General features: G+C 69.5%; 25 protein-coding genes, 1 tRNA gene and 1 pseudogene. 16 read left to right on the top strand and 11 right to left on the bottom strand.

Annotation, left to right across the window (positions count from 1 at the left end; translation table 11 throughout):
- Window positions 1–881: 881 nt before the first annotated feature.
- Both ADL34_RS23760 and ADL34_RS23755 read left to right on the top strand, forming a co-directional pair.
- Window positions 882–1706: pseudogene (locus tag ADL34_RS23760) on the top strand (replication initiator); the annotation flags it as partial.
- 277 nt (window positions 1707–1983) lie between these two features.
- Complete coding sequence (locus tag ADL34_RS23755) at window positions 1984–2748, top strand: DUF3800 domain-containing protein (protein WP_062673755.1); 765 nt, start codon at window positions 1984–1986, stop codon at window positions 2746–2748.
- A 176-nt stretch (window positions 2749–2924) separates the two neighbouring features.
- Here the strand turns inward: ADL34_RS23755 and ADL34_RS23750 are convergent, their stop codons facing one another.
- The 3 genes from ADL34_RS23750 to ADL34_RS23740 all read right to left on the bottom strand — a co-directional run bounded on the left by ADL34_RS23750 (window position 2925) and on the right by ADL34_RS23740 (window position 4699).
- Entirely contained in the window at window positions 2925–3128 is a 204-nt protein-coding gene (locus tag ADL34_RS23750; RefSeq protein ID WP_062673757.1) for a hypothetical protein, read from the bottom strand.
- Window positions 3129–3233: 105 nt separating this feature from the next.
- Window positions 3234–3899 carry a YdcF family protein gene (locus tag ADL34_RS23745; protein ID WP_062673759.1) on the bottom strand — a complete coding sequence of 222 codons (666 nt, stop codon included), beginning with the start codon at window positions 3897–3899 and terminating at the stop codon, window positions 3234–3236.
- Window positions 3896–4699 carry a GntR family transcriptional regulator gene (locus tag ADL34_RS23740; RefSeq protein ID WP_062673761.1) on the bottom strand — a complete coding sequence of 268 codons (804 nt, stop codon included), beginning with the start codon at window positions 4697–4699 and terminating at the stop codon, window positions 3896–3898. Before ADL34_RS23740 ends, ADL34_RS23745 begins: the two co-directional genes overlap by 4 nt.
- Before the next feature lie 453 nt (window positions 4700–5152).
- On the opposite strand from ADL34_RS23740, the gene ADL34_RS23735 reads away from it, so the two are divergent.
- The 10 genes from ADL34_RS23735 (at window position 5153) to ADL34_RS23695 (ending at window position 13314) form a co-directional block, all read left to right on the top strand.
- A complete protein-coding gene (locus tag ADL34_RS23735) occupies window positions 5153–5416 on the top strand; it encodes a DUF6284 family protein (protein WP_062673763.1) in 264 nt (87 codons plus the stop codon).
- Window positions 5413–6303, top strand: a complete 891-nt coding sequence (locus ADL34_RS23730; RefSeq protein ID WP_062673766.1) for a DUF2637 domain-containing protein — start codon at window positions 5413–5415, stop codon at window positions 6301–6303. The genes ADL34_RS23735 and ADL34_RS23730 overlap by 4 nt, the downstream gene beginning before the upstream one ends.
- Entirely contained in the window at window positions 6303–6674 is a 372-nt protein-coding gene (locus tag ADL34_RS35070) for an RRQRL motif-containing zinc-binding protein (RefSeq protein ID WP_079034448.1), read from the top strand. The genes ADL34_RS23730 and ADL34_RS35070 overlap by 1 nt, the downstream gene beginning before the upstream one ends.
- Entirely contained in the window at window positions 6671–7009 is a 339-nt protein-coding gene (locus tag ADL34_RS23725) for a DUF6251 family protein (RefSeq protein ID WP_234375092.1), read from the top strand. Before ADL34_RS35070 ends, ADL34_RS23725 begins: the two co-directional genes overlap by 4 nt.
- Window positions 7010–7272: 263 nt before the next feature.
- The gene (locus ADL34_RS23720; RefSeq protein ID WP_062673769.1) at window positions 7273–9060 is read left to right on the top strand and encodes a MarR family transcriptional regulator; all 1788 of its coding nucleotides are present in this window, start codon (window positions 7273–7275) and stop codon (window positions 9058–9060) included.
- A gap of 99 nt (window positions 9061–9159) precedes the next feature.
- On the top strand, window positions 9160–10095 hold the full coding sequence (locus ADL34_RS23715) for a bifunctional DNA primase/polymerase (RefSeq protein WP_062673771.1): 936 nt from the start codon (window positions 9160–9162) through the stop codon (window positions 10093–10095).
- 86 nt (window positions 10096–10181) lie between these two features.
- Window positions 10182–10523, top strand: a complete 342-nt coding sequence (locus ADL34_RS23710) for a hypothetical protein (protein WP_062673773.1) — start codon at window positions 10182–10184, stop codon at window positions 10521–10523.
- A complete protein-coding gene (locus ADL34_RS23705) occupies window positions 10520–11683 on the top strand; it encodes a DUF3631 domain-containing protein (protein WP_062673774.1) in 1164 nt (387 codons plus the stop codon). Before ADL34_RS23710 ends, ADL34_RS23705 begins: the two co-directional genes overlap by 4 nt.
- A 169-nt stretch (window positions 11684–11852) precedes the next feature.
- A complete protein-coding gene (locus ADL34_RS23700) occupies window positions 11853–12065 on the top strand; it encodes a helix-turn-helix domain-containing protein (protein ID WP_062673776.1) in 213 nt (70 codons plus the stop codon).
- Window positions 12066–12132: 67 nt separating this feature from the next.
- Complete coding sequence (locus tag ADL34_RS23695) at window positions 12133–13314, top strand: site-specific integrase (RefSeq protein WP_062673777.1); 1182 nt, start codon at window positions 12133–12135, stop codon at window positions 13312–13314.
- Between the two features lie 83 nt (window positions 13315–13397).
- Here ADL34_RS23695 and ADL34_RS23690 read toward each other — a convergent pair.
- From ADL34_RS23690 to ADL34_RS23680, 3 genes are all read right to left on the bottom strand, one after another.
- A tRNA-Pro gene (locus ADL34_RS23690) sits at window positions 13398–13471 on the bottom strand.
- A 33-nt stretch (window positions 13472–13504) separates the two neighbouring features.
- Window positions 13505–14326 (bottom strand): Pr6Pr family membrane protein, encoded by an 822-nt coding sequence (locus tag ADL34_RS23685; protein WP_062673780.1) that lies wholly within the window; start codon window positions 14324–14326, stop codon window positions 13505–13507.
- Window positions 14327–14422: 96 nt separating this feature from the next.
- Window positions 14423–15349 (bottom strand): metallophosphoesterase, encoded by a 927-nt coding sequence (locus tag ADL34_RS23680; protein WP_062673782.1) that lies wholly within the window; start codon window positions 15347–15349, stop codon window positions 14423–14425.
- A 141-nt stretch (window positions 15350–15490) separates the two neighbouring features.
- On the opposite strand from ADL34_RS23680, the gene ADL34_RS23675 reads away from it, so the two are divergent.
- The gene (locus ADL34_RS23675; protein ID WP_062673783.1) at window positions 15491–15955 is read left to right on the top strand and encodes a GatB/YqeY domain-containing protein; all 465 of its coding nucleotides are present in this window, start codon (window positions 15491–15493) and stop codon (window positions 15953–15955) included.
- A gap of 124 nt (window positions 15956–16079) precedes the next feature.
- On the opposite strand, the gene ADL34_RS23670 is transcribed toward ADL34_RS23675, so the two are convergent.
- Window positions 16080–18371: a transglycosylase domain-containing protein gene (locus tag ADL34_RS23670; protein WP_062673786.1), complete on the bottom strand. Its 2292-nt coding sequence runs from the start codon at window positions 18369–18371 to the stop codon at window positions 16080–16082.
- 479 nt (window positions 18372–18850) lie between these two features.
- Here ADL34_RS23670 and wblA point away from each other — a divergent pair, with 479 nt between their 5' ends.
- The gene (gene wblA / locus ADL34_RS23665; RefSeq protein WP_055625082.1) at window positions 18851–19189 is read left to right on the top strand and encodes a transcriptional regulator WblA; all 339 of its coding nucleotides are present in this window, start codon (window positions 18851–18853) and stop codon (window positions 19187–19189) included.
- Between the two features lie 184 nt (window positions 19190–19373).
- Here wblA and ADL34_RS23660 read toward each other — a convergent pair whose 3' ends face one another.
- Both ADL34_RS23660 and ADL34_RS23655 read right to left on the bottom strand, forming a co-directional pair.
- Window positions 19374–20810 (bottom strand): ArsA family ATPase, encoded by a 1437-nt coding sequence (locus ADL34_RS23660; protein WP_062673835.1) that lies wholly within the window; start codon window positions 20808–20810, stop codon window positions 19374–19376.
- A 133-nt stretch (window positions 20811–20943) separates the two neighbouring features.
- Entirely contained in the window at window positions 20944–21924 is a 981-nt protein-coding gene (locus tag ADL34_RS23655) for an ArsA family ATPase (RefSeq protein ID WP_062673788.1), read from the bottom strand.
- 105 nt (window positions 21925–22029) lie between these two features.
- On the opposite strand from ADL34_RS23655, the gene ADL34_RS35790 reads away from it, so the two are divergent.
- Window positions 22030–22191, top strand: coding sequence for a DUF4177 domain-containing protein (locus ADL34_RS35790; protein ID WP_003975360.1), 162 nt, complete (start codon window positions 22030–22032; stop codon window positions 22189–22191).
- Window positions 22188–22655, top strand: a complete 468-nt coding sequence (locus ADL34_RS23650; RefSeq protein ID WP_062673790.1) for a RidA family protein — start codon at window positions 22188–22190, stop codon at window positions 22653–22655. Before ADL34_RS35790 ends, ADL34_RS23650 begins: the two co-directional genes overlap by 4 nt.
- A 108-nt stretch (window positions 22656–22763) precedes the next feature.
- Here ADL34_RS23650 and ADL34_RS23645 read toward each other — a convergent pair whose 3' ends face one another.
- A complete protein-coding gene (locus tag ADL34_RS23645) occupies window positions 22764–23612 on the bottom strand; it encodes an MBL fold metallo-hydrolase (protein WP_062673792.1) in 849 nt (282 codons plus the stop codon).
- 97 nt (window positions 23613–23709) lie between these two features.
- Entirely contained in the window at window positions 23710–24594 is an 885-nt protein-coding gene (locus ADL34_RS23640; protein WP_062673795.1) for an NUDIX hydrolase, read from the bottom strand.
- Window positions 24595–24657: the final 63 nt, after the last annotated feature.

The raw sequence follows: 24657 nt of genomic DNA, 5'->3' as shown, positions 1-24657 counted from the left end.
TCACGGGCGGCCGTGACCTGCGGCCGCCTAACCGATCAACGTCCTGACCTGCTGATGCGCTGTCGGCAGTTGTCGACGTCGGTCACCATTGAGCGCCCTTCGACGGCCCGAGGACGGCCCGGGAGGGCGCTTGGACATGTGGCACGGCTTCCACGTCACTGGTTGCGGTCCTGGCAGACGTGGATGTCTACATCCTCCAAGGACTCGGGCCTGTAGCTAGGCATCTCGAGCCGGTCTCCGTCGAGAGTCAGCCCTCCGGCATCCGATTGCATGTCGCATGAATAGCCCAAGAAGTAGCAGTTGATTCCGAAGTGGCTATTTACGGACTTGATAGCCGTCTTGGTTGAATCCAGCCAGGCCTGGTGAGGGTCGGACCAAAGACTTCCGCCGTGAATTCCGTGAACACCTCTTAGGTGTGCGGTCATCTCGCGGACGGAGAGATTGAGCAGCCGATTCATGGGCAGAGCTATGGAATGTCTGTTGATCAAGTTTCCAAGAAGGATCCAGGGCTAACGGAAGGTGCCTCCGCGATCCTTCGGAAGCTGCTATCTCTAGGGCTGATAGAAAGTGCATCGAACGGCATAAGTGAGAAGGTCGGTGGAGCCGACCGCCCCAGCCATGGAGGGTTTTCCTACCTCTGTCCGCATGCACGCAGCGCGCCGCAGAGGCGGCGCGCGCCCGCGCCGTGCGCGGGCCTTGAACTAGTAGAGAGACTTTGAATCACGCTCATCCTGGCGGCTGTTGATGCTGCTCTTGCACCCGGTCGCTATCGGCTCGTGGTGTAGAACCCTGCGTATGGGGAGTGAACGGCGCGAGCGGATGCGGGTGCTTGGGGCACGTCTTCGGGTTCTGCGTGCGGAGGCTGGTCTGACGGGTGCTGCACGGCGCTGAGGCACTGCCTCAAGGTCTCCTGCGCCAAGGTCGCCGAGTACCAGCGACGAGGTGCCGTCCACTTCCGCGCCGTCATCCGCCTCGACGGCCCGGACGGCGCCGAGGACGCCCCGCCGGCCTGGGCCACGACCGAACTCCTCACTGATGCGATCCGCTGGGCGGCCAAGGAAGCCGAGGTGCCCGGTCCGGTCCTCGACGGACACGCGTACACCTTCCGCTTCGGCGACCAGCTCGACATCCGCCCCATCCGCTCGGCCGACTTCGCAGGCAGCTCGGAACTGTCCAGCCGCGCCGTGGCCGCCTACATCGCCAAGTACGCCACCAAGGGCGCCGAGACCGCGGGCACCCTCGACCGCCCCATCCGCAACCCGATCACGGACCTGATCGGCTCCGACGTCACCGACGACGCCCGGCGCATGATCCTCACCTGCTGGCGCCTCGGGGCGCTTCCCGAGCTGGAAGACCTCCGCCTGCGCAAGTGGGCCCACATGCTCGGCTTCCGCGGCCACTTCTCCACCAAGTCCCGCGCCTACTCCGTCACCCTTGGCGCCCTCCGCCAGGCACGCGCCGACCACAACGAAGCCTTGGCCCGCGAACGCGCGACCGAAGCCGGTCACCCCCTGCCCGACCGAAGTGATCTCACGCCGCACTCGGGCACCGCCGTAACTGAGGAGGTCTACCGGAAGCAGAGCACACGAAAACAGGTGAGGCACCTAGGAACGTTCCTAGGTGCCTCACCTGCTGTTTCGGCTGTCGGGGTGGCGGGATTTGAACCCACGACCTCTTCGTCCCGAACGCGATCGCGCCCCTCTTGACCTTGCTCCGTAGGGACTGAACTGCCGGTTCGGCTCCGGTGCTGTCCATCACCGTCCTGGACGGTCTTGCTGTGGTTGCAGCGTTTGGCCCCCTGTTTGGCCCCCGCATTGATGCGCGCTTCGCTGCGGTCGGCACCGGCGGGCACCGTTACCGTTCCGTGCCCCGCCCTCTGGTTCCGAGGCCTGCATGACGCCAAAGCACTCCTCTGTCACCTGAAGAGGATCAACCGTGCGAAACCCGTAGAGCAGCCGCGTTGCGCTGCTGCATGATGTTGATGTGCTACTGGCCTACATTGACGAGTCGGGCAACACGGGCGCGGTCGCCAAGGGCGGCACCGTGACCTACACACTCGGCTGCGTGCTGCTTAGCTCGCACAACTGGGCTGCATCGTTTGACGAGGCTGTAGCGTTCCGACGACGCATCAAAGACCGCTTCGGCATCCTCATGCGCTCAGAACTGAAGGCCAACTTCCTCTTGCGCAATAGCGGTTCCATCCGCGATCTCGGTCTAGGACCCAGCGCTCGCTACATCATCTATCGAGCGCACATGCGCGTACTCAGCCAGATGCAGGCCAAGGCATTCGCCATTGTGATCGACAAACGCGAGAACGATCTACGAGACTCCGAGTGCTTCGAACTCGCCTGGATCACGCTGCTCCAACGACTTGAGCGCGCCAGCTCCGCCACCGGGGAACCGGTGATGATCTTCCATGACGAGGGAGAAAATGATCACGTCCGGCGGTTGGTCCGGCGAGCCCGTCGGTACATGACCGCGGGGAGTTACTACGGCACGGGCTCACTCAAGGTCCCTGCTCGGATGCTGGTTGACGACCCAGTCCCCAGACGCTCCGACCACTCGTATCTCATTCAATTCGCAGACCTCGTGGCATACGCGGGGTTCCGATCCCTCATCCCCCCGAGCGCGGGGGTTGCGCGTGTATGCCCCGCCGAAATGTGGCATGAGCTGGGGGATGCGATGCGCCGCGAGACCAATCGCGTGGCTGGCGGCCCTGCGCCAGGCGTCGTCGTCCGGAAAAGTTGAGGCCCCCCAGGAATCCTGGGGGGCGGAAAGTGCCTAGCCGGAGCATGAGCTCCGGGTCAGCCCTTACGACCACCGTACGGCAGGGTTCGCCATGAGGAAACCTGTACGCAGGTGCAGTCACTCACAAGGTGTATGCCACTGTCCGCTACAAGACTCGGGCCAGCCGAGTCGGGCTCTCAGCGCTCCCGTAGCGCGCTGGCGACATCGCTGCCAGCCTCGCGGATGGCCGCTGCAACCTCCAGGAGAGCGCTCGTAACCGCCGCCAGGCCCCACCCGATTGCGTTCTCTTCGCCGAAGTCGGTCGCCTTCTCCGACCGCCGATCGGCCATGTTCTCGTTCACGCCAGGCATAGCCACCCACCCGTTGATCGATGCCGTCATGACCTCGGGTAGCTACCTCTGCCGTTAGCCAATCAAGCACCCACCGGATGGAATGGCCGGATCGCTGTGCCCTAAGCGCACAACAGGCCGTGCTGAACGCAGATGTTATCCATGGCTCGCTTCCTCAGACACGAGGCGGCTCGTGAATCCGTGGTCGCGAAGACGGTCGTACGCGGCCTTGATGTCGGCGGGAATCTCCTGCTCGATCATGAACCCCTGCCGGGGGTAGACCATGAGCCGCTGCTGAGCCCCGACCAGCATGTCGACGACGAGACGTGCGTCCCCGATCGAGTCGACGTAGTCAGGGAGCGTCATAGGGGTGGATGCACACACCCATTCGACGCCGGGCCACATCTTGCAGGCTGTCGCGTACGCGCGCCGTTCCTCGTAGGGCTTGCTGACCAGGAGGGCGGACGTGACGGGCACGTGCCGCTCTTTGAGGAGCGCGCGGGAGAAGCGGATGTTCTCGCCCGTGTTCCTCGCATTCGGCTCAACGAGGATGACGTGCTCGGGAACTCCCACCTCCATCGCACGGTCGCGGTAGTGCTCGGCTTCGCCGCGTGGCATCCGCTCACGCGTCGTGCGGCTGGTCGCCCCGGTGAAGACAATGAGCGGCGCCATGCCCTGGTGGTAAAGGTCCGCCGCAGTATCGGCCACCCCCAGGTCGTGGCTGCCGAGACCGATGGCGACTGAGCACGGGCGCGGCTCGTGCCCCATCTGCTGGAAGTCCCAGAGCCGCTGTGCGTCCGCCCACGCCTGAGCCGGGATCACTTGCTCTCACCCTCCGTCTTGGCCGAGTCCGGAACCTTAAAGTCGTACGACCACGCAAACCGCGTCGCCGCGTGCACCCCGATGGCGAACTCAACCACGGTCCCATCCGCTGTGTAGGTGGTGCGATGCAATTCCACCACCCATTCACCCGGCGTTAGTTGGAGAAGCTGGGTCTCTTCCGTCGTCGGTACGCGCGCGAACAGCTCCTCCGTCATGTGGTCGATTTCGTACCCGGCCTCATACAGGACACGAAACCCACCACCGCGACCGGCCGGGCCCGGGGCCGGGTCGACGATGCGCGTTCCTTCGACGTGTTCGGGCCGGTAGTAGCTGGTCAGGGTGTGGGTTGGCTGCGAGCCTTCCTTCACTAGGCGCGCCCGCGCGTACACATCGGCCCCCTCGGGCAAGCCGTGGGCCGCTGCCACGGCCGCCGGCGCCTTCACTCGGCTGACTGTCTGGGTCTGCTCGTTCCGGCGGTACGCGCGGCCGGACGCCACCCGGTCAGCAATGAACGCGACTTCGTCACCGTCGCGCCACTTGGCCTTGTCGTACCGGGCGATGCCCAACCGCTTGAGCGGTGACTTGGGGCGCACCACTGTGCCGTGGCCGCGGGTCATCGTGACCAGCCCTTCGGCTTCCAGGGCTTTGTAGGCGCGATGGACGGTCTCCTTGGACCCCTCGCCCGCGTCCACGAGGTCCCGGATCTGCGGAAGCTGCTTGCCGGGGGCCAAGTCGCCGTGCCTGATCTGCTCGGCGAACCGGTCGGCCAGTTCCCGCCACTTTGGCGCTTTCGATGCCACGCGGAACTCCTTTCGACGACTCAAGTGAAGCACACAGTCCTAGGACTGTTGACAGTCCTAGGACAGCGGTGCATTCTCATTTCAGGTCGCCGTAGTCCTAGGACAGCGGTGGAAGGCTCCTTCTTTGGGCTGCCTTCATCGCCTTGCCGGTTCGGGATAGCTCGTGGTTCGCCGTGGGCCCCTTGCTGGGTGCTGCTTGAGAACTTCACACAGGGAACAGCCGGTAACCCGTGGTCCGCCTGCCCGAAGGGGTCGAAAACAAGGCGGAGAAGACCGGCGTGCCCCGTACGGCAGCCCGGCCGGTTGAGTCCGGTCCGGCGCACTTCGACCGCTGCTCAGTGGCCGTACCGCGCATCTGGCGCGGCTGATCACCCTCAACGGCGCGCACCCCCGGAGAGGCAACTCCGGGGGTGCTGTTCGGGCCGTTGCCGCCTACTAGGGAGAACACGACCCATGAATCACATCGTGACTGTTCAGGACGCTGTTACCGCGTTCGAGCCGTGGATGGAGCCCACGGACGCGGAGCTGGACGCCATCGACCACGAGATGCCCGTCATCCGCGCGGAAATGGAGCTGCTGGACGCGCAGATCGTTGTCATCGACCGCACGCCGTGCGAGCTGGACGAGCGGCGTATCCGTCGGGCCCGCCGGCGCGTGCTCGCCGCGCACCGCGACCACGTCAACGGCCTCACCGGCGAGACGGGCGGTGCCGCATGAGTCTGCACCGTAAGGGCCGTGCGGCCCTCGTGTTCGCGCTGGTCGTCGTCGTGGCGATGGCGTTCCGGGTGTCCTGGAACGCACTGCGGGACATCGCGGGCGCCATCGGCGCGGACGACACGGCCGCGACGCTGTACCCGTTCGTGGTCGACGGCCTCATGGCCCTGGCCCTGATCGCAACGCTCGTGCTCGCGGGGCGGGATCGGGTGTTCGCGCTGCGGGTGCTGGCCGCCTACACGATCGCCTCGCTCGTGCTGAACTACGTGCACGGCCTGGTCCCGGAGCTGCACGGCCGCACGGTCGACTGGGGCCGACTGGCGGACTGGGACCCGGCGAACTGGGCGCTCGTACTGCTCGCCACGTCGCTGCCGGTCGGGTCGATCTACTTCGGCTCGGATCTCGTGGCGAAGGTGCTGCACCATCGCCCGACCCCGATCGCACCCCCGACCGCGAATGTGGAGGAATCGACCGGAACCGAGAGGAATCGGTCTACTTCTGACCTCGCGGTATCGACCCCGCAGCCGATCACGTCGAACGTGACGGCACTTCCCCGGGCGGTGGCGGTCGGGTTCATCAAATCGACCATCCCGGCCAAGCCCGTCCCGGCGATCGAGCAGACGGTCCCGGCGCCGATCGAGCGGGGCACGGCGGCGGCCGAGTCGACCCGGCCGCGCCGGGCGACGGGCCGTGTGCCCGAGGTCGCCCGCACCCCGCGGCCGAAGCGCAGCCCGGATGAGCTGCTGGACGAGGCGCGGAAGGCGACCGCCGATTGGCCGGACGCCCGGCTGACGGCCGAGGGCATCCGCCGTGAGGTGCGTACCTCCCCGGCGAACGCCCGGAGCCTGCGCGACACCCTGCGTGCCGAGCGTGGCCTTCAGGCCGTGTGATGGGCGCGCTGCCGGTCTACCGGTGGCGGCTCGCCCCGGACGGCTACGCCACCCGCCGCCAACTCCGCGCCCTCGGACTACGCCCCGGCGGCCAGGACGTGGCCGCTCAGCTTGAACGGCCGCGCCGTAGGCGGGGTCCGCTGGTCGCCTACCTGTACCGCATCGACCGAGCTAAGCCCGTACGCCCGATGACCGCCGCCCGGTGGGCGGCCCTTGCCAGGGCCAACGCCGCCCGCCGCACCTGCCCCAAGTGCCGCCGCGACGCCGGATACGTCATCCCGCCGTCGCTCGGCATGTGTCCTGCCTGCGCTTTTCCCGACAACGCCCCGGAGGGTGCGTCATGGAACAGCTCCCCGCACACCGCCCGATGACCGTCGTTCAGCTCCCCGACGGCCACCACGTCTACGCCGACCCCACTCACCTGTCCGCGCAGCAGCCGTCTGGGCCGCAGGTGGTGCACATCCATCAGGCGCTGCCGGACCGCACGGTGCAGCGCGTCGCGCTCGGCTCCGGTGTCGGTGCCGGGGCGGTAGCGGCCGGCGTCTACTTCGGCCCGCTGCTCGTCGGTGCGCTGACCGCCATCGCCGCGAACCTCGCGATGCTCGCGTTCATCGCGCTCGTGCTCGGCTGGGCCGTCGTCACCGTGGTCCGCGCCGTCGGCGACAGCACCAAGAGAACCGGCAGGCGCGGCCGGAAGGCCCGCTGAACCGCCCCGAGGCCGTAGGCGCCCCGCAGGGCGTCTGAGGCCCCTTCCTGGTGGGGTTTGACCCCCGGAAGCCTGTTCGGCCGCCTGAGGCCCCGTAGCGACGCAGGGTGACGGAAGTTTCCGTCCTCGCGCGCGCACGCGTAGGGACCCTCTCGGAAACCAGGAAACCGGAAACCTGCTCACTCCGCGTAACACACGCGTGTGGTGACGGGCCGTCGCAGGGCCCGTCACCACCAACCCACCGAACCCTGAGAAGAGGACACGTGAGTCACGGACAAGTCTGGCGCACCCACCACCAGTACGCCGCCACCGCCGCCCGCTGGACCGCCGACCACTGGCGCAAGGAAGCCGAACGCCGCCGCGCCCTGCGCGCCGAACGCAAGCCGCTCGTGCGCGACGCCCGCCGCGCTCTGGCCACCGCACGCGCCATCGACCCCGAAGGCGTCACGCCCCTGCGCCACCGCGCCGAACGGGAGTTGCGCACCGCCAAGCGGCGCGTGCCCGACCCCATGTGGCTGTTCGCCACCAAGACCGCCACCGCGCTCGGTGCCGCCGGATACGTGTGGCTGCCGCAGGTCTCCACCCGCGCATGGGTGTGGTCGGCCGTGGCCGTCGTCGCAGCGGTCACCGCACTGTCGGTGTGGATCGCCGTGCGCGAGCGCGACACCAGCGGACTCAAGCCCACCGCCGAAGAGACCGCGTTGCTCAAGCGTCTTCAGCCGCAGCACTGGAAGGACCACGCCGAACAGCGCGGCCTCGCAGGCACGCTGACCGGCCGGCCGAAGCTGACCGAGGCCGGGATCGTGTGCGCCGTCCGGCTCGACGGCACGTGGACCGCGACCAAGCTCCGCGCCGCCGAGGACCACATCCGCAACCTGCTCGGCGCCCGCACGAGCCTGCGCATGCAGATCAAGGCAGGCAAGCAAGGCGGCTGGGCTGAAATCACCTTGCGCACCCGCAGCGCGGCCGACGGCGACGACCTGACCTGGACGCCCGAACGGCGCTCCCTCGGCATCGACACCGTCACCGGCGAGCAGGTCACCGTGCCGCTCGGGGAACGGCTGCTCATCGCCGGGCGCTCCGGCGCCGGTAAGTCGGTCGCGTCCCGGCCCCTGCTGTACGACGCGTCCGAAGGTCCGACGAACGCGCTCGTCATCATCGACCTCAAGCGGGTGGAAGGACGGCTGTGGGACCACCGGGCCCGCGTCGCCTCCACCCCGCGCGAAGTCGTGGACGTGGTGGACGAGCTGGAGACGGAGATGCTGGAACGGCTCTCCGTCCTGCCCAAGGGCCAGGACACCTGGACCCCCACCCCTGACCGGCCCCGCATCACGGTCGTCGTCGACGAGGGCGCGGAAGTCATGACCGCCGCCGACAAGGTCCCCTACGAGACCGAGACCGCCGACGGCAAGACCCGCACCGTCAACCGCTCCGCCCTGCCGGGCCTGGAATCCCTCGCACGCATGGGCCGCGCGGCGTGCATCGACCTGTGGTGGATGACCCAGAAGCCCACCATCGGCGACGGCATCCCCAAGCAGATCGCCCCACAGATCGGCGTCTCCATCTGCCTCGCCGTGCGCACGCCGGCCGAAGCCCGCGTCGTCCTCGGGGAGGACGCACAGGCCAAGGGCTGGAACGCCGACGAACTCCCCGTGCCCGGTGTCGCGCTGGTGCGGGACGGCAAGCGCAAGCCCGACCCCGTCAAGGTCCGCTACATGGACAAGAGCGTGGTCATCGCACTGCCCGACCGCACGCCGTGGTCCCGCTCCATCGCGCCCACGGTGGAAGCCGCGGGCGCCCCCACTCTCACGCTCGTCAAGGACACCTCATCCGAGGCGGCACCGGCCGTGGACGGCGCCGCTGCCCGCGTCCTCAAGGCCATCGAGACCGCCGACGAACCGGTCCGGCAGAAGGACCTTGTCACGATCACGGGCCTATCCAAGAGCGCCGTGTCCAAGGCCGTCAAAGCCCTCACCATCGGCGGCACGGTCGTCCGCACCGTGGATGGCCGTCTGACCGCCACGCGCGGCGACGACTCCGCCGCCGCTTGACCCTGCCCGACACACGACGGCGGCGGCCCCCCTCACGCCAATGAACCGGGGCCGCCGCCTTCCACCAGACCGTCAACAGACCTGTGGAGGTCTCCCAGCATGACCCAACCGACCGACATCCGGCGAGACGGCCACCGGCCGTTAGCGCCGGACCTGCTCGCCTCCGCCCTCGCGGCGGCCGAACGCGGCTGGCCCGTCATCCCGCTCCACCCCGGCAGCAAACGCCCCGCCGGGCACCCCGAACGCGCCTGCCCCCGCACCGGCCGCTGCACGGGCGGGCACCGTAAGCCCGAGCAGCGCGCAACCACCGACCCCGCGCTCATCCATGCAGCATGGGCGTCCCGCCCGTACAACGTTGGGATCGCCACCGGCCCGGCCGGACTGCTCGTCATCGACCTGGACGTGTGCAAGCTCGAAGAGCCGAAAGGAGCGCCTGACGGCGCAACTTCCTTTGCGGCGCTCTGCGAGCGCACCGGACAGACTGTCCCGGGGACCTACCGGGTGCGGACCGCGCGCGGTGGGGAGCACCTGTACTTCACCGCCCCGTCCGGCATCCGGCTGAAGAACAGTGCGAACCGGCTCGGACCGCACATCGACACCCGCGCGTGGGGCGGCTACGTCGTCGCCCCCGGCAGCACCACACCCGACGGCACGTACGAGGTCGCCCACGACGCGCCCGTAGCCGAACTGCCCGCCTGGCTTACTGCCTTGCTCACCGAGCCGGACAGGCCCGTTCAATTGCCCGTACGAGCCCACGACGGCACCCGCGCGGCACGCGTGGCGCTGGAGCGCGAGTGCGCCGTCATCGCCTCCGCGTCCGAGGGTGGGCCGCACGGCCGCAACGTCACCCTTCACCGCAGCGCCTGCAAGGTGGCACGGTTCGTGGCGTGGGGCGACATCCCCCGGCACGTGGTGGAGGAGGCAATCCAGGGGGCGGGGGAGGCTACGGGCCTGCCGCCGGCCGAGTGCCGCACCACCATCCGCAGCGCACTGGACTGGGTCATCGCCCACGCCACCCCACGGGAGGTGGCATGACGGCCCCGACTCCCCCCGCCCTGGATTGCCCCACTAACACCCCCACCGGCCCGCACGCCGCTGCACAGGCTGTGGACACGGCGGCCGTGGGCGAGCCGAAAGGCGCCGCCCGTCAGGGCGTCGTCACTGCTCTTCGTTCTGAGCGGTTCCGAAGCAACGAGGCACGCCACGACGCGGAAGACCCGACGCCCGAGCGGCCCGGCATCCGCATCTACGCCCCACCGGTCTACCGCCACCACTACGACGGCGCCCGCTGGTCCAAACGGCACGGCGACACCCCCACCGCCGCCTACGCCTGCACCTGCGGGCAGACCGGCACCGCCACCGGGCCCCGCCCCGTGGCCGCGCTGATCTCCGAGTACGAGGGGCACACGTCCGGCTGCACGGGAGCTCCCACGACCACCCAGGAAAGGAGGACCGCCGCATGACCCCGAAGTCCATCGACGGCGCCGCGCTGCTCGACGAGGTGGAAGCCTTCCACCGCCGCTTCAACGTCTTCCCCACCGACGCCGCATACGTCGCCGTCGCCCTCTGGGACGCTCACGCCCACCTGCTCGACTGCTTCGACTCCACCCCACGCCTGGCCTTCCTGTCCCCCGAACCGGGGTCGGGCAAGTCACGGGCACTGGAGATCGTGGAAACCCTCGTGCCGCACCCGATGGTCGCGGTCAACGCGTCCGCCGCCGCCCTCTTCCGCGCCGTGTCCGGAGCCGACGGACGGCCCACCATCCTGTTCGACGAGATCGACACCATCTTCGGCCCCAAGGCCGGGGACAACGAGGACCTGCGCGGCTTCCTCAACGCCGGACACCGCCGCACCGGCGTCACCTACCGGTGCATCGGCGACGGCGGCAACCAGACCGTGCAAGCCTTCCCCTCGTACTGCGCGGTCGCCGTCGCCGGACTCGGCTCCCTGCCCGACACGATCCTGACCCGCTCCATCGTCATCCGCATGCGCCGGCGAGCACGCAACGAACGCGTGGAACCCTTCCGCGCCCGCATCCACGAAGCCGAAGGCCACAAGCTCCGTGACCGGCTCGCCGAATGGGCCGCGCACGCACGCGGGTTCGTGCTCGGAGCCTGGCCCGAGATGCCCGACGGCGTCACCGACCGACCTGCGGACGTATGGGAGCCATTGCTGGCCATCGCGGACGCCGTCGGCGGACAGTGGCCCGAACGGGCCCGCGAAGCATGCGTGACGCTCGTCAAGGCCGCGCAGACCACCGACAAACACAGCCTCGGCATCCGGCTCCTGACCGACCTGCGCGACCACGTCCTCATCGGCGTGGACAAGCTGCCCACCATCGCCATCCTCGACCGGCTCAACGCCCTCGACGACGCCCCGTGGGCCGACCTCGACGGCAAGCCCCTCGACAACCGGCGCCTTGCCCGGATGCTCGGGGAGTACATGACCGCCGACAACACCCCCGTCCGATCCCGCAACATCCGCACCGCCGGCGGAGTCCTCAAAGGCTTCCACGCCGAGGACCTGGCGGACGCGTGGGCCCGCTACTGCCCACCCCCTCCCCAGGACTCCGCTACATCCGCTACACCGCTACAGCCCAGCTCAGAAGCCCTAAATCTGTAGCGGCACCGAAGCGTGTAGCGGCTACGCCCGCAACGACGCAGCGCACGCGTAGCCGCTACACGCCACCCCTCCGCTACAAAAACACCCCCGCTGACCTGCGATGTAGCGGCGTAGCGGATGTAGCGGACTTCCCAGAAGGGCCCAAGAGACCAGCCGAGGAGCACCCCGGATGAGCATCACGCTTACCTCTCCCGCTGAGCGGGTTCTGTACCGACCGGAAGAAGCAGCGACGGCCTTGGGTATCGGTCGCTCGCTGGTCTACGAGGAGATCCGCCTCGGGCGTCTCCAGACGGTTCGCATCGGCCGTCGGCGGCTTATCCCGCCTGAGTACATCGCACAGTACGTCGAACTGCTCAAGAGCGAGGCACAAGCCGCCGCCTGACTTTCCCTGTCCGTTCGCACCCCGGGCCGCGCCATCTGGCGCGGCCCGCTCGTTTGGAGAACACCACATGACCGAGACCCCGAAGCCTGCCCGTAGGGCTGGCCACGGTGAGGACACGATCTATTGGGACGCGGCGAAGAATCGCTACGTGGGCGCCGTGTCCATGGGGTACGCCCCGAACGGAAAACGCCGTCGGCCGAAGGTGTACGGCAAGACCAAGACCGAGGTTCGCCAGAAGATCCGGGACCTGAAAAAGGAAGTCCAGTCCGGCGTCAAGACGCCGGCCAATTACACCGTGGCCGATGCGGTGAGCGACTGGCTGGAGCGCGGGCTCAAGGGACGCGACGAGAAGGGCACCATCGGCAAGAACCGTGCGATGGCGAACAAGCACCTTCTCCCGTTCATCGGCAAAGCCAAGCTGAAGGACCTCAGTGCGGATGATGTCGACGACTGGTTGGAGGGCAGGGCCGAATTCCTGGCAACGCGCAGCCTGCGCGACCTCCTCGCCATCCTGCGCCGTTCCATCGAGCACGCTCAGCGCAGGGATAAGGCCGCGCGGAACGTTGCCCTGCTCGTCACCGCGCCGGAGGGGCGCCCCGGACGCCCGAGCAAGGCCCTCAACCTGGAGCAGGCCAAAGCCGTGCTTACTGCCGCCCGTCCGTCACGGCTGTACGCCTACCTTGTGCTCTCACTCCTCAGCGGCGTACGTACGGAAGAGGCGCGTCCTCTCACGTGGGACCACGTCTTCCTGGAGACCACAGAGGGTGTCCCGCCTCACGTCGCTGTATGGCGCTCGGTGCGTAAACACGGAGAGACAAAGACCAGGAAGAGCCGTCGCACCATCGCCCTCCCGAGGCAGGTGGTCGAAGTCCTTGAAGAGCACAAGCGATGGCAGAAGCAGGAGCGGGTATCGAGAGGGATGGACTGGAGCCCGACCGGCCGCGTCTTCACGACCCGGAGTGGTGAGCCACTTGACGCGGCCAACGTCCGCCGTGACTTCAAGGCCATCGTGAAGAAGGCGGGGCTCGCTCCAGAGTGGACGCCGCGGGAGCTCCGGCACAGCTTCGTCTCACTGCTCTCCGACCATGGCATCCCGCTGGAGCGAATCGCCCAGCTCGTCGGGCACACCAGCCAGGCGACGACAGAGGCCGTCTACCGGAAGCAGCTCCGTCCGGTCATCACATCCGGTGCAGAGGCTATGGACGTGATCTTTGCGCGGCCACGGGAGACGACCGAGCGCGAGGCTTGATCGGAATCCGTTGGCCCCCTGTTTGGCCCCCCGACCACGAAAGAGGCCACCTACCAAAGTTGGTAGGTGGCCTCTGACCTGTGTCGGGGTGGCGGGATTTGAACCCACGACCTCTTCGTCCCGAACGAAGCGCGCTGCCAAGCTGCGCTACACCCCGATGTCGCTGCTTGCCGCGGCGACGTCGTTTACTTTAGCCCACCGGTGGCTGGAGACGAAATCCGGTTTGTGAGCGGTGGTGGACGCGGCCGCGCAGCGGGTTCGGGCGGACGTGGTCCAGGGCCACCAGGAGGAGGGCCAGGGCGTACATGGCCAGGCCCAGGAGCAGAGCGTTGCCCAGGACGGTCTTGAGGCCGTGACCGGAGACGTCGAGGAACGGGTACAGGTAGCGGGCCGGCTCGGCGGGGACCAGGAACTCGCCTCGGGCCAGGACGAAGCCCAGGTAGGCCACCGGGTAGAGGAGCCAGGGGGCGGCCTGGCGCAGGTGCAGGTCGCGTGGGGGTGTCAGGAGGAGCCAGTCCAGCAGGGCCGCCAAAGGGGTCACCGTGTGCAGGATCTGGGTCGTCACCGCGTGCCAGCCGGTCGGGTCGGTCGTCTCGCCCGTGAGGACGCCGGGCAGGGGGGTGAAGGGGCTCGCGCTGTTCGCCAGGAGCAGGTGGTAGACCAGGCCCGTGATCAGCGCGTAGAGCAGGGTCGCGCCGGTCAGGGACGAGGGGAGGGGGCGGCGGGCCGTCCAGGCGAGGCGGGCCGACGCGGCGAAGACCAGGACCAGGAGGATGTTGCTCTGGATCGCGAAGTGACTCAGGAGGCGCGCGGGGCTGCCGAGAGCCAGCTCGATGATCACCGCTACCGCCGCGAGTACGGCCGTGGCCAGGCGGAACGCTGCCGCCAGGCGGCGGGGCGCCGGAGTCGCCACCGCCGTGGCGGGGACGTGCGACGGCATCAGTATGGGCACGCCCGGTATCGCGGGCAGATCCGGGATGTCCCTGGGTATCGGGGGTATCGGGGCGCTCATGCACCTCACGCTAGGGAGCGTGGGTGAAATGGGCGATATGGGTGGGCCGGGTGGGTTACCCCATCCCACCCACAGCGGGACGCCCCAGCCCGCCCCCTACTCCCGCCCCACCAGCGTCAGCAACGTCGCCTCCGGCGGGCACGCGAAGCGGAACGGGGTGTAGCGGTTCGTGCCGCAGCCCGCCGAGACGTGGAGGTAGGACCGGTGGCCGTCCGCCGTGTGCGTGGACAGGCCCCTCGCCCGGTCCGTGTCCAGGTCGCAGTTGGTGACCAGGGCGCCGTACAGGGGGACGCGCAGCTGGCCGCCGTGCGTGTGGCCCGCCAGGATCAGCGGGTAGCCGTCGGCCGTGTAGGAGTCCAGCACGCGCAGGTACGGAGCGTGCACGACGCCCATCGCGAAGTCCGCCGCGCCGGACGGGCCGCCGGCCACCCGCTCGTAGCGGTCGCGCTTGATGTGGGGGTCGTCGAGCCCCGTCAGCTCCACGGACACGCCCTCGACCTTGAGCGTCCCGCGGGTGTTCGTCAGGTTCAGCCAGCCCGCCGCGTCGAAGCCCTCGCGCAGGTCCTCCCACGGGTTGTGGATCGCGCCGACCGCGGGCGCGTTGCCGTTCAGGCCGTGGCGGCCCTGCGCCTTCTCCAGCAGATAGCGGGCGGGGTTGCGCAGCTTCGGACCGTAGTAGTCGTTGGAGCCGAACACGTACGCGCCCGGGAACTCCATCAGCGGGCCCAGCGCGTCCAGTACCTCCGGCACGCCCTCCGGGTCGGACAGGTTGTCGCCCGTGTTGATCACGAAGTCGGGGCGCAGCCCGGCCAGGGAGCGCAGCCAGCGCTGCTTCTTGCGCTGCCCGCCGACCATGTGGATGTCGGAGACCTGGAGCACGCGCAGGGGGCGCATGCCGGTCGGGAGGACGGGGACCGTCACCCGTCGGAGACGGAAGGAACGGGCCTCGAAACCGGCCGAGTAGAGCAGACCGGCGGCGCCGACCGCCGTGATGCCAAGGGGTACTCCGTATCGCGCGCGCATACGACCATCGTGTCAGACGGCGGAAGTGTCCCGCGCCCTGCGGTCCCTGACCGGCCGCACCCGCCCCCGGTACGGCCTTCTGGCGCAGCTCCCTTGAAATCAAGGGGCGTTCCGGTCCCCGCACCTGCGACAATCGGACACATGACCACGCTCAAGTCGAAGCTGCAGGAAGACCTCAACGCCGCGATCAAGGAGCGCGACGAGCTCCGCTCCTCGACGCTCCGGCTGACGCTCGCCGCGATCACCAAGGAGGAGGTCGCGGGCAAGACGAAGCGCGAGCTCTCCGACGACGAGGTGCAGAAGGTGATCACCCGCGAGGCGAAGAAGCGCCGTGAGGCCGCCGAGGCGTTCGCGCAGGGTGGGCGTGCCGAGCAGGCCGAGCGGGAGAAGGCGGAGGGCGAGGTCCTCGCCACCTACCTGCCGAAGCAGCTGAGCGACGACGAGCTGAACCAGATCGTGGCGCAGGCCGTCGAGGAGGCCAAGGCCGCCGGTGCCGAGGGCCCGCGGGCCATGGGTGCCGTCATGAAGATCGTGAACCCGAAGGTGGCGGGGCAGGCGGAGGGCGGCCGGGTCGCCGCCGCGGTGAAGAAGCTCCTCGCTGGATAAAGGGTGCGCATCACCGGATAGCGGGTCCGGGTAAGGGGTGCGGGGGAGCGCCGCCGCACACCAGGTACGACGAAGGGGCCCGGCACATGTGCCGGGCCCCTTCGTGCGTCACTCGCGCCGGGTGTCAGCCGCGGCCTCCGGTCCCGTTCCCGTTCGACTGGCCGCGCCAGAAGCCCTCCGGGATGGAGATCGTCGGGTCCGGCTCGGGGCCGCCGTTGCTGTTGCCGCCGTCGTTGGCTCCGCCGACCAGGCCGCCGATGAAGTTGTCACCGTTGCCGTTGTCGTGGCCGCGCCCGTGGTCGTCGTCATCGTCGTCGTCCCCGCGGCCGTGTTCCCGGTCCTCGTCCTCGTCCGGGATGTGCACGGTGTGGAACTGCTCGGCCGGCTTGCCCTCCAGCGCGCCCGACATCGCGTCGCGCCAGATCGGGCCCGGGACCCGGCCGCCGTAGACCAGGTCGTGGTACTGGCCGCCGATGTAGATGTCGCGCATCTTGACCTTCTGGGTGGCGCTGCCGACCCAGACCGCGCCCGAGAGGTTCGGGGTGTAGCCCACGAACCAGGCGTTGCGGCGCTCGTCCGTCGTACCGGTCTTGCCGGCGCTCTGCCGGGACGTGAGACCGGCCTCCTTGCCGGTACCGGAGTCGACCACGCCCTGCAGCAGGCTGTTGACCGTGTCGGCGGTCTTCTCGGACATCGCCCGCGAGCACGTCGACTTGGGCACCTCAAGCGACTTCTGCTGGTCGCCGACCTTCTGCGTGATGGCCTCGATGGCGACCGGCGTGCAGTACATGCCGCGGGAGGCGAAGGCCGCGTACGCGCTCGCCATGGTCAGCGGGGAGAGCCCGACGGAGCCGAGCGCGATGGCGGGCCGCTCGGGGAGCTTGTCGCCGTTGCCCTGGCGGACCTGGAGGTGATCGGTCATGTCGACCACCGGGCACAGCCCGATGTCGGCGATCATCTGCACGAAGTAGGTGTTGACCGACAGCTCCATCGCCTTGCGCAGGCGGTACGGGCCGTGCTCCGACTCGCTCTCGTTCTCCAGCTTCTCGCCGCGCAGGTTGGTCCACGGCTTGTCGTCGCACGTCTGGACCGGGCTCGGGTACTGCATCTGGTACGGCGAGGAGTACTCCTGCGTCGGCGGGCGGCCCTCCTCCAGGGCGGCCGCGGCCACGAACGGCTTGAACGTCGAACCGGTCGGGAAGCCGAAGTTGGAACCGCCGTACGCCGCGTCCACCGAGTAGTTCAGCTCGGTCTGGTTCTTGCCGGAGCCGTACGGCTTCGACTGGCCCATGCCGAGGATCTTGCCGGTGCCGGGCTCGACCAGCGTGGCCGCCGCGGCGACCTTGTCCGACTTGTAGACGTGCTGCTTGAGCGAGGACTGGACCGACTTCTGGGACTTCGGGTCCATGGTCGTCTTGATCGTCAGACCGCCGCGGTTCCAGATCTTGGCGCGCGCTTCGCGGTTCTTGCCGAAGACCGGGTCGTTGAGGAAGACGTGCTTGACGTACTCGCAGAAGAAACTGGCGCCCTTGACGGCGGTGATGCAGCCGTTCTCCGGCCGGCGCACCTTCAGGCCCAGCGGGGCCTTCTTGGCCGCGTCGGCCTGCTCCTGGGAGACGTCACCGAGGTCGGCCATGCGCTGCAGGACGACGTTGCGGCGCTTGGTGGCCTCGGCCTCGTCGTTGATCGGGTCGTACCGGCTGGGCGACTGCACGATGCCGGCGAGCAGCGCCGCGTCCTGGAGTTCGAGGTCCTTGGCGGACTTGGAGAAGTAGCGCTGGGCGGCGGCCTCGACGCCGTACGCCTGCTGGCCGAAGAACGTGATGTTCAGGTAGTTCTCGAGGATCTTCTTCTTGCCGAGCTCCTCCTCGACCTGGATCGCGTACTTCAGCTCCTTGATCTTGCGGCCGAGGGTCTGCTGGGTGGCCTGCGCGACCTTGGTCGGGTCGTCGCCGGCCTCCTCCACGAAGACGTTCTTCACGTACTGCTGGGTGAGCGTCGAGGCGCCCTCGGAGACGCCGCCGCTCTGCGCGTTCTTGTTGAGGGCGCGCAGGATGCCCTTGAGGTCGACCGCGCCGTGCTGGTAGAAGCGGGCGTCCTCGATCGCGACGATCGCCTTCTGCATGTACGGCGAGATGTCCTTGAGCTCCAGCACCGTACGGTCGCGCGAGTAGACCGAGGCGATCATGCCGCCGTCGGCGTCGAGGATCGTGGTCCGCTGGCTCAGCGGCGGCGTCTTCAGGTTGGCCGGGAGTTCGTCGAAGCTTTCGACCGACCCCTTCGCCGCGAGCCCCAGCGCGCCGACGGCGGGCAACGCGATGCCCGCCAGCACGGCTCCGGCGAGCACACTGACACCGAGGAACTTCGCGGCCTGCTGCGTTGGCGACAGACCACCGCCCGAGCGCTTCTTTGGCATGGGGGAAGCCTAAACCGTAGACATGAGCGAACCGAGGGCCGACCGTGCCAGGTCATGGCATGGCGGGGTGACGCGGGCCACGGTGCCTTCCGATTCGCCGGACAGGCGCACAGGCCTTGGCCTAAGCTGCTCTCAACTGTCACAGCGGTGCGGCCACGTATCAATACGTCCGGCGACCCCGAATCGTTCCGGAGTTTCCCACTTTTCTGGTGGGGGCGTGTCCGAATCCGCCTCGTGTGTCATGCGGCGTCCGTTGTGGCGCAAGGTAACTGTCCCGGTTTGCCGGGAAGGTCGCGCATGTCGCCAGCTCACTCCCCCGGGTGATCTGCCGCTTACCCATAGTCCGTTCGGACCATTCAAGATTGGGCCCGCTGGGGGTGTTGCGCTGTGCCCACCTTCCGTAACGTCCTCAACTGGCGGCGGTGAATATGCCGCTGCCGCCGTGGGGGAGCCTCGATTCGGGAGAGGACGGCGCCGGTATGGGCTGGGTAGTCGACTGGAGTGCGCAGGCGGCCTGCCGCACTACCGATCCGGATGAACTGTTCGTTCAGGGAGCAGCGCAGAACAGGGCCAAGGCGGTGTGCACCGGATGCCCGGTGCGCACGGAGTGCCTGGCGGACGCGCTCGACAACCGCGTCGAGTTCGGCGTGTGGGGAGGCATGACGGAGCGGGAGCGTCGCGCACTGCTGCGCCGGCGGCCCACCGTCACCTCGTGGCGCCGGCTTCTGGAGACGGCGCGCACGGAGTACGAGCGGGGAGCTGGACTGCTGCCCCTCGACGACGACGAGGTGTACGAGGACTACGCGGCCGTCGGCTGAGAGGCGGCCGTCGGCTGGGACGCGGCCGGTCACCGGGCCCCGATACAGGGACGGGGCCCAGCGGGCCGTACGGTGCCCAGGCGCGCCCGCAAGGGGCGGCCGTCAGGCCTCGGGCGCCTGGGCGGGTGTTCCTGCGAGTGGTTCCTGGGTGGGCAGCTCGGTGGGCAGCTCCTGTCAGGCGTTCTCAGGCGGGTGGTTCGGGGTCCGGAAGCTCCGGCCGGTTGGCCGCGAGCCGGTTCCCGATGTCCCGCAGCCCGGCCAGGTCGTGCACGTCACCGGGGAGCGCGGCCACTTCGGCCACCGCCACCTCGGGGTGCAGCGCGGCGAAACGATCGCGTGTGCGCTGCTCGCGGGAGAGCAGTTGCATACGTTCGGCGTGCAGCCTCAGCAGGCCTGCCGTGAGTTGGTCGACGGTCCGCTCCACATGCGGAGCGCCGGTCTCGGGCTCGTCAGGGGCCGCGATGCGCTCCATGTCCGTGGCGGCGGGGGAGCCTGCGTCGGGAGCTGGTGCCTCGGGAGCGGCCGTGTCTGAACTGTCGTACGTGTCGGGGGAGTTACGAAGAGCAGCTTTCCCGGCCTCCTGATCCACAATGCGGGGCTCTTCAAGATTTTCCGCGGCGGCGAGCGCCCGCTCGGCCGACAGACGGTCGGCGCCGCTGCCGTGGACCCGGTTGAGCACCAGCCCGGCGAGCGGCATGTCCTCGGCGGCCAGCCGCTCCACGAAGTACGCGGCCTCCCGCAGCGCGTCCCGCTCCGGCGCCGCCACCACCAGGAACGCCGTACCGGGCGCCTGGAGCAGCTTGTACGTGGCGTCCGCGCGCGTGCGGAAGCCGCCGAACATCGAGTCCATCGCGGCCACGAACGTCTGCACGTCCTTCAGCAGCGGTCCGCCGAGGAGCTTGCCGAGGGCGCCGGTCATCATCGACATGCCGACGTTCAGGAACTTCATGCCGGCGCGCCCGCCGACCTTCGCCGGGGCGAGGAGGACGCGGATCAGCTTGCCGTCCAAGAACGAGCCGAGCCGCTTGGGAGCGTCCAGGAAGTCCAGCGCCGAGCGGGACGGCGGGGTGTCCACGACGATGAGGTCCCACTCGTCCTTGGACCGCAGCTGGCCCAGCTTCTCCATCGCCATGTACTCCTGCGTGCCCGCGAAGCCCGCCGAGAGCGACTGGTAGAAGGGGTTGCCCAGGATGGCGGCCGCGCGCTCCGGGTCCGCGTGCGCCTCGACGATCTCGTCGAAGGTGCGCTTCATGTCGAGCATCATCGCGTGCAGCTCGCCGTCGCCCTCGACGCCCTTCACCCGGCGCGGGGTGTTGTCCAGCGAGTCGATGCCCATGGACTGGGCGAGCCGGCGGGCCGGGTCGATGGTCAGTACGACCACCTTCCGGCCTCGCTCCGCGGCGCGCAGGCCCAGGGCCGCCGCCGTTGTTGTCTTTCCGACGCCGCCCGAGCCGCAGCACACCACGATCCGGGTCGCCGGGTCGTCGAGCAGGGGGTCGAGGTCGAGCACGCGGGACGCTGAGAGGTGGTGGGGGCGGCGGAGGGGGTCCTGGCCCTGGCCCTCCGGGTTCGTTTTGTGCGTCTGCTTCGGCTTCGGCCTCTGCTGCGGCTCCGGGTTCATTTTGTCCGTCTGCTTCGGCTCCGGGTTCTGATGCGGCTCCGGCTTCTGCTCCGGCTTTTGCTTCGGGCCGCTCATGAGTTCCCCTCTGCTTCCGGGGCCGACGCCCGTGGTCCAGCTTCCGATGCGTGGTGGGTCACCATGACAGGTCCTGTTCCCGCAGCTCGCGCGCGAGGGCGTACAGGCCCGCCAGATCCATGCCCTCGGCCAGCAGGGGCAGTTCGTGCACCGGCAGGCCAAGGTCGGCCAGGACCGCGCGCTGCTCGCGCTCCAGGGCATGCCGCTCGGCGTACTCCTCGGCCTGCCCCAGCAGCGGATCGACCAGACGCTCGGCCAGCCCGCCCCGGCGTGCCCCGCCCAGCCCCGCCGCCGACAGCGACTTGGCCACGGCGGCGCGCGGGACACCGCGGACGAGTTCCAGATCGGCCGCGTCCAACACCTCGGGTCGCATCATGTTCACGATGACCCGGCCCACCGGCAGGCGTGCCGCCCGCAGCTCGGCGATGCCGTCCGCGGTCTCCTGGACGGGCATCTCCTCCAGCAGCGTCACCAGGTGCACCGCCGTCTCCGGCGACTTCAGCACCCGCATCACCGCCTGCGCCTGATTGTGTATCGGCCCTATGCGGGCGAGGCCCGCCACCTCGTCGTTGACATTCAGGAAGCGGGTGATGCGCCCGGTGGGCGGCGCGTCCATGACCACGTAGTCGTAGACGAAGCGGCCCGCCTTGTCCTTGCGGCGGACGGCCTCGCAGGCCTTGCCGGTCAGGAGGACGTCCCGCAGGCCCGGGGCGATGGTGGTGGCGAAGTCGATGGCGCCGAGCTTCTTCAAGGCCCGGCCGGCGCCGCCCATCTTGTAGAACATCTGGAGGTAGTCCAGAAGGGCCAGTTCGGGGTCGATGGCGAGGGCGTACACCTCCCCGCCCCCGGGCGCGACGGCGATCTTCCGCTCCTCGTAGGGCAGCGCCTGTGTCTCGAAGAGCTGTGCGATGCCCTGCCTGCCCTCGACCTCGACGAGGAGCGCGCGCTTCCCCTCCGTCGCGAGGGCGAGCGCGAGTGCGGCGGCGACCGTGGTCTTTCCGGTCCCGCCCTTACCGCTGACGACCTGGAGCCTGCTCACGTCTTCGAGCCTAACCAGTCGGTGCGCCGACTACGCGACAGCCTGTGGACAACGTGACGCGGTCGGCCGTCGGAGTCGCCCGGGGCAGCGGATAAAGTCGGCCACATGACCAAGTGGGAATACGCAACCGTGCCGCTGCTCGTCCACGCCACGAAGCAGATTCTGGACACCTGGGGCGAGGACGGCTGGGAGCTCGTCCAGGTCGTGCCCGGGCCGAACAACCCCGAGCAGCTCGTCGCCTACCTGAAGCGGGAGAAGCAGGCGTGAGCGCCGTCGAGGAGAAGCTGGCCGAGCTGGGGCTGACGCTGCCGGAGGTCGTGCCTCCGCTGGCCGCGTACCAGCCTGCCGTGCAGTCGGGCGTGTACGTCTACACCGCCGGTCAGCTGCCGATGGTGGACGGAAAGCTTCCGGTGACCGGCAAAGTGGGCGCCGAGGTCACCGCCGAGGAGGCCAAGGACCTCGCGCGCGTCTGTGCCCTGAACGCCCTGGCCGCCGTGAAGTCGGTCGCGGGCGACCTGGACCGTGTCGCGCGTGTCGTGAAGGTCGTGGGCTTCGTGGCCTCCGCGTCTGACTTCACCGGGCAGCCTGGCGTCATCAACGGCGCGAGCGAGCTGTTCGCCGAGGTCCTGGGCGACAAGGGCGTGCACGCGCGCAGTGCGGTGGGTGTGGCGGTGCTGCCGCTGGACGCGCCGGTGGAGGTCGAGGTGCAGGTGGAGCTGAGCGGGGCGTAGGTCTCCGACGGTTCGGGCGGAGGGACGGCTCGCGTGGAGGGACGGCTCGCGCGGAGGGCGGTTCGGCCGGGGGTGGTTCCGGTGGATTCGTGGTTCGGCCGGGTGGGTTCAGAGCGTCGTGCGCGGTTCGATGATGCCGTGTTCTTCCAGGTAGTCCAGCTGCGCCCGGACCGAGAGCTCCGCCGCCGGCCACAGTGAGCGGTCCACGTCTGCGTAGACATGGGCCACCACGTCGGCCGGGGAGCGGTGTCCGTCCTCCACCGCCGTCTCGACCTGCGCCAGCCGGTGGGCGCGGTGGGCCAGGTAGAACTCGACCGCGCCCTGGGCGTCCTCCAGGACCGGGCCGTGGCCCGGCAGCACGGTGTGCACCCCGTCGTCGACCGTGAGGGACCGCAGGCGGCGCAGGGAGTCGAGGTAGTCGCCGAGGCGGCCGTCGGGGTGTGCCACGACGGTCGTCCCCCGGCCCAGGATCGTGTCGCCCGTGAGGACGGCCCGGTCGGCCGGCAGATGGAAGCACAGGGAGTCGGCGGTGTGGCCCGGCGTCGGGACCACCCGCAGCTCCAGGCCGCCGACCGTGACCACGTCTCCGGCGCCGAGCCCCTCGTCCCCGAGCCGCAGCGCCGGGTCGAGCGCACGCACGCGTGTGCCGGTCAGTTCGGCGAACCGCAGGGCGCCCTCGGCGTGGTCCGGGTGCCCGTGCGTGAGCAGGGTCAGGGCGACGCGCTTGCCGGACCGCTCGGCCGTGGCGACGACGTTGCGCAGGTGACCCTCGTCCTGCGGGCCCGGGTCGATGACGACGGCGAGGTCGGAGTCCGGCTCCGAGACGATCCAGGTGTTGGTGCCGTCCAGGGTCATCGGCGACGCGTTGGGTGCCAGGACGTTGACGGCGCGGGCGGTGGCCGGGCCGGAGACGACCGCGGCTCGCGGCTGGCCGGGGAGGGATGCGGCGTCCGTCATACGAGGGGGCCTTCCGGGGCTCGAGGCGTGGGCGCGAGCGGCTGGGCGGTGGCGGTGGCGGTGGTGGTGGTGAGGGCTGGGGCTGGGGCCGGGGTGGTCATGCGGGGGTTCCGCCGGTCGGGATGTGCTTGGTGAACTCGTCGTGGCCGGGCCAGGCGAGCACGATCTCGCCGTTCACGAGGCTCGCCTGCGCGAGGACGGCGGTGAGGTCGCGGTCGGGGGCGGCGGCCAGGGCCTCGGCGGCGGTGCCATACGGGATGAGCTGGCGGAGGGTCGCGATGGTGGGCGGCATCATCAGGAGTTCGCCCCTGTCGTACGCGGCGGCGGCCTCGGCGGGGCGGATCCAGACGGTGCGGTCGGCCTCCGTGGAGGCGTTGCGCGTGCGCTGGCCCTCCGGGAGGGCGGCCACGAAGAACCACGTGTCGTAGCGGCGGGGCTCGAACTCCGGGGTGATCCAGCGGGTCCAGGCGCCGAGGAGGTCGGATCGCAGGACCAGGCCGCGGCGGTCCAGGAACTCGGCGAACGACAGGTCGCGGGCGACCAGGGCGGCGCGGTCCGCCTCCCAGTCGTCGCCCGTGGTGTCGCCTACGACGGTGTCCTCGGTGGGGCCGGCGAGGAGGACGCCCGCCTCCTCGTACGTCTCACGGACGGCAGCGCAGACGATCGCCTGGGCCGTGGCCTCCTCGACGCGCAGGCGGGACGACCACCACGCGCGCGTGGGGCCAGCCCAGCGGATCTCGTGCTCGTCGCGGGGGTCGACGCCGCCGCCGGGGTAGGCGTAGGCGCCGCCGGCGAAGGCCATCGAGGTGCGGCGGCGGAGCATGTGGACGAGCGGGCCGGTGGGGGGCTGCCGTGTCGTGTCCGGGTCCTTGAGCAGCATCACCGTGGCGGCGCGTCTGGGGGCCACTGGGGTGAGGCTTCCGTCCGCGAGCGCGCGGATGCGGTCCGGCCACTCCGGTGGGTACCACTGCCCGTTTGCCATGGGCGCGAGGCTATCTCTTGACGCGCGGATGTTCGAGGGGGGCCTGGGGGTGGGGGGGGGGGG

The organism is Streptomyces sp. NRRL WC-3605, from assembly GCF_001509795.1.
Taxonomy (GTDB): domain Bacteria; phylum Actinomycetota; class Actinomycetes; order Streptomycetales; family Streptomycetaceae; genus Streptomyces; species Streptomyces viridochromogenes.
The sequence above is the reverse complement of the archived record's forward strand: the minus strand, read 5'-3'. Positions and strand labels throughout refer to the sequence as shown.